General features: G+C 73.2%; 1 protein-coding gene. It reads left to right on the forward strand.

Annotation, left to right across the window (positions count from 1 at the left end; genetic code table 11):
• Positions 1-4343: amino acid adenylation domain-containing protein (locus tag ACWDAK_RS40715; RefSeq protein ID WP_427396300.1), on the forward strand; the 4343-nt coding region annotated here is incomplete at both ends.

Consider the following 4343-nt stretch of genomic DNA (forward strand, 5'->3'; position numbering starts at 1 on the left):
CCGACCCCGGCCGGCGTGGCCGCCGCGCTTGCGGGGGCCCGCCGGGCGCAGCTGGCCCTGGCGCCCCGGCCCCGGCCCGAGCGGACCCCGCTGTCGTTCGCGCAGCGGCGGCTGTGGTTCCTGCACCAGCTGGAGGGGGCCAGCGCGAACTACCACATCTCCCTGGCCTGGCGACTGTCCGGAGAGCTGGACCGGCGGGCCCTGGAGGCCGCCCTGGCGGACGTGGTCGAGCGGCACGAGAGCCTGCGCACCGTCTTTCCGGCGGTGGACGGCATGCCGTACCAGCGGGTGCTGGACGCCGTGACGGGCCGCCCGCGGCTGGAGACGATCCCGGTCACCGAGGCCGGGCTGCCGGAGGCATTGGCCGCCGCGAAGGCCCGGCCGTTCGACCTCGCGACCGAACTGCCGCTGCACGTGGGCCTGTTCGAGCTCGCGCCGGACGAGCACGTGCTGCTGGTGGTGCTCCACCACATCGCCGGTGACGGCTGGTCGCTGGGCCCGCTCGTGCGGGACCTGACCGCCGCGTACGCGGCGCGCTGCCGGAGCGAGGAGCCGCAGTGGGAGGCGCTGCCGGTCCAGTACGCCGACTACACCCTGTGGCAGCACGAGCTGCTCGGCGATGCCACCGACCGGGACAGCCTGTTCGCCCGACAGGCGGACTACTGGATGCGGCAGTTGGCCGGTCTGCCGGAGCAGATCCAGCTGCCCACCGACCGGCCCCGTCCGGCGGTCGCCTCACACCAGGGCGGCATCGTGCGGGCCGGGCTGGACGCGGAGTTGCACCGCGGTCTGCGCGAGCTCGCCCGCGCGCACGGGACGAGTCTGTTCATGGTGCTCCAGGCCGGGCTCGCGCTGCTGCTGAGCAAGCTCGGCGCGGGCGACGACATCCCGGTCGGCAGCCCGGTCGCCGGCCGTACCGACCAGGCGCTGGACGATCTGGTCGGGTACTTCGTCAACACCCTGGTGTTCCGCACCGACACCTCGGGCGACCCGACCTTCGCCGAACTGCTCGCCCGGGTCCGGGACACCTCGCTGGCCGCCTACGCCAACCAGGACCTGCCGTTCGAGTACCTGGTCGAAACCCTCAACCCGGTACGGTCACTGGCGCACCACCCGCTGTTCCAGGTCATGCTGGTGCTGCAGAACAACCCGCAGGCCGACTTCACCCCGCCCGGGCTGCGCGTCGGTGACATGCCGTTGACGACGACCACTGCCAAGCTCGACCTGATCTTCACGATGTCCGAGCGGCACGCGGAGGACGGCTCCCCGGAGGGGATCGAGGCCTTCGTCGAGTACGCCAGCGACCTGTACGACCCGGCCACCGTCGAGACGATGATCGGGCGGTGGGTGCGGCTGCTGCGTACTGCGGTCGCTGACCCGAGGCGGAGGCTCGCCCGGTTCGGTCTGCTCGGCGCGGACGAGGAACGCGGGTTGCTGGCGTTGGGCGCCGGTCCGGTGGTGGAGACCTGGAGGGAGAGCCTGCCGGAGCTGTTCCGGGCGCAGGTGCGTGCGACTCCGGACGCGCTCGCGGTGGTGGGGCCGGATGCGTTGCTGACGTATGCGGAGTTGGACGCGCGGGCGAACCGGTTGGCGAATGCGCTGATCGCGCGGGGTGCGGGGCCGGAGCGGCTGGTGGCGGTGGCCCTGCCGAGGTCGACCGAGCTGGTGATGGCGATCCTCGCGGTGCTGAAGACCGGCGCGGCGTACGTCCCGGTTGATCCCGAGTACCCGGCCGCGCGGATCGGGCACATGCTCGAGGACGCCCGGCCGGTCCTGGCGGTGACCGACGCCCGCACCCGGGTGCGGCTGCCGGAGGCCGGTTCGGCGGGGTGGCTGGTGGTCGACGATCCGGAGACGGCCGCGCTGGTGGCGGGTTGCCCGTCGGTGGACCCGGCGGTGGCCGTCGAGCCGGCCCACCCGGTCTACGTCATCTACACCTCCGGTTCCACCGGCAAGCCCAAGGGCGTGGTGACGACCCACGGCGGCCTGCGCAACCTGTTCTCCAGCCAGCGTCCGCTGCTGTTCCCGCAGCGGACGAAGGAGCGGCTGCGGGTGGGGCTGACCACGTCGGTGTCGTTCGACGCCTCCTGCGACCAGATGTCCTGCCTGTACGCGGGCCACGAGCTGCACGTCCTGGACGAGGCGACCTGGTCCGACCCGGATGCCTTCGTCGAGTACGCCGCGCGTGCCGGGCTGGACTATGTCAACGCCACCCCGTCCTACCTGCAAGTCCTCGTTGCGCGAGGGTTTTTGGACGACCCGAGGTGTCGTCCGGCGGTGGTCTCGATGGGTGGGGAGGCCGTTCCGGACCAGCTGTGGGAGCGGCTGCGGGCGGCCGAGAGCGTGTCCTGCCTGAACTACTACGGGCCGTCCGAGTGCACGGTGGACGCGGTCGTCGCGCCGCTGGAGTCGAGTCCGCGCCCGGTGATCGGCCGGCCACTCGGGGGCGTCCGGCTGTATGTGCTCGACGGCACGTTGCAGCCGGTGCCCGCAGGTGTGCCGGGTGAGCTGTACCTCGCCGGTGCGGGGCTGGCGCGAGGCTACCTGAACCGGCCGGGTCTGACCGCGGGACGGTTCGTGGCGGACCCGTTCGGTCAGAGCGGTTCGCGGATGTACCGCACCGGCGACTTGGTGCGGTGGGGCGCGGACGGGAACCTGGAGTTCCTCGGCCGGACCGACGACCAGGTCAAGGTCCGGGGCTTCCGGATCGAACTCGGCGAGATCGAGGCGGCATTGGCGGAACATCCGCAGGTCGCGCAGGCCGCCGTGGCCGTCCGGCAGGATCGGGCGGAGGACCAGCGCCTGGTCGCCTATCCGGTGCCTGTCGCCGGGGCGGAACTCCAGCCGGACGCACTGCGGGCGCACCTGCGCGAGCGGCTGCCGGACTACATGCTCCCGGCCGCGTTCGTGCCCCTGGAGAGCCTGCCGCTGACGGCCAGCGGCAAGCTGGACCGGCGCGCCCTACCTGAGCCCGTGTACACCGCGGCCCGGGCCGGCCGGGTCCCGCGCACGCCGCAGGAGCACGTCCTCGCTGAGCTGTTCGCCGAGGTGCTGGGCGTGGCCCAAGTCGGGGTCGACGACGACTTCTTCGAGCTGGGTGGGCACTCCCTGCTGGCGACTCGGCTGGTCGCCCGGGCGCGTGCGACCCTCGGGGTGGAGCTCGAGCTGCGCGCCCTGTTCGAGACGCCGACAGTGGCCGGGCTGGCCGCCGGGCTCGGCGGGGCAGGCCAGGCGCGGCTCGCGCTGCGCCGCGCGGAGCGGCCCGGCATCGTGCCGCTGTCGTTCGCGCAGCGCCGGCTGTGGTTCCTGCACCAGCTGGAGGGCGCCGGCTCGGTCTACAACATGCCGTTGGCGTGGCGGCTGTCGGGCGAGCTCGACCGGGCCGCCCTGCAGGCGGCGCTGGGCGACGTCGTCGCCCGGCACGAGAGCCTGCGCACGATCTACCCCCAGGTCGACGGGGTGCCCCACCAGGACGTGCTGGACGCCGGGACGGCCCCGCCGCAGCTGCCCGTCACCCGGGTGGGCGAGGCGGACCTGCCGGAGCTGCTGGCCTCCGCCGCGGCGCGCGGATTCGACCTCGCGACCGAACCACCGGTACGCGCCGAGCTGTTCGAGGCGGCGCCGGACGAGCACGTGCTGCTGGTGGTGGTCCACCACATCGCCGGTGACGGCTGGTCGCTCGGCCCGCTCTCCGCCGACCTGGCCACCGCGTACGCGGCGCGCTGCCGGGGCGAGGAGCCGCAGTGGGCGGCACTGCCCGCGCAGTACGCCGACTACACCCTCTGGCAGCATCAGCTGCTCGGCGACGCGGCCGACCAGGACAGCCTGTTCGCCCGTCAGGCGGCCTACTGGACGCGGACGCTGGCGGATCTGCCGGAGCAGATCCGGCTCCCAGCCGACCGCCACCGCCCCGCGACCCCCTCCTACCGTGGCGGGCACCTGGCGATCGAGCTGGACGCGGAGCTGCACGCCGGACTGGTCGGCCTGGGCCGGGAGCACGGCGCCAGCGTGTACATGGTGCTGCAGGCCGCCCTGGCGACACTGCTGCACAAACTGGGCTCGGGAGAAGACATCCCGGTCGGCAGCCTGATCGCCGGCCGAACCGACCAGGCATTGGACGACCTCGTCGGGTTCTTCGTCAACACCCTGGTGCTGCGCACCGACACCTCGGGCGACCCGACCTTCGCCGAACTGCTCGGGCGGGTGCGGGAGACCGCGCTGGCCGCGTACGCCAACCAGGACCTGCCGTTCGAGCACCTGGTCGAGGCCCTCAACCCGTCCCGATCGCTCGCCCGCCAGCCCCTGTTCCAGGTGCTACTGGCGCTGCAGAACGTGCCCCGCTC

Source organism: Kitasatospora sp. NPDC001175, from assembly GCF_053598215.1.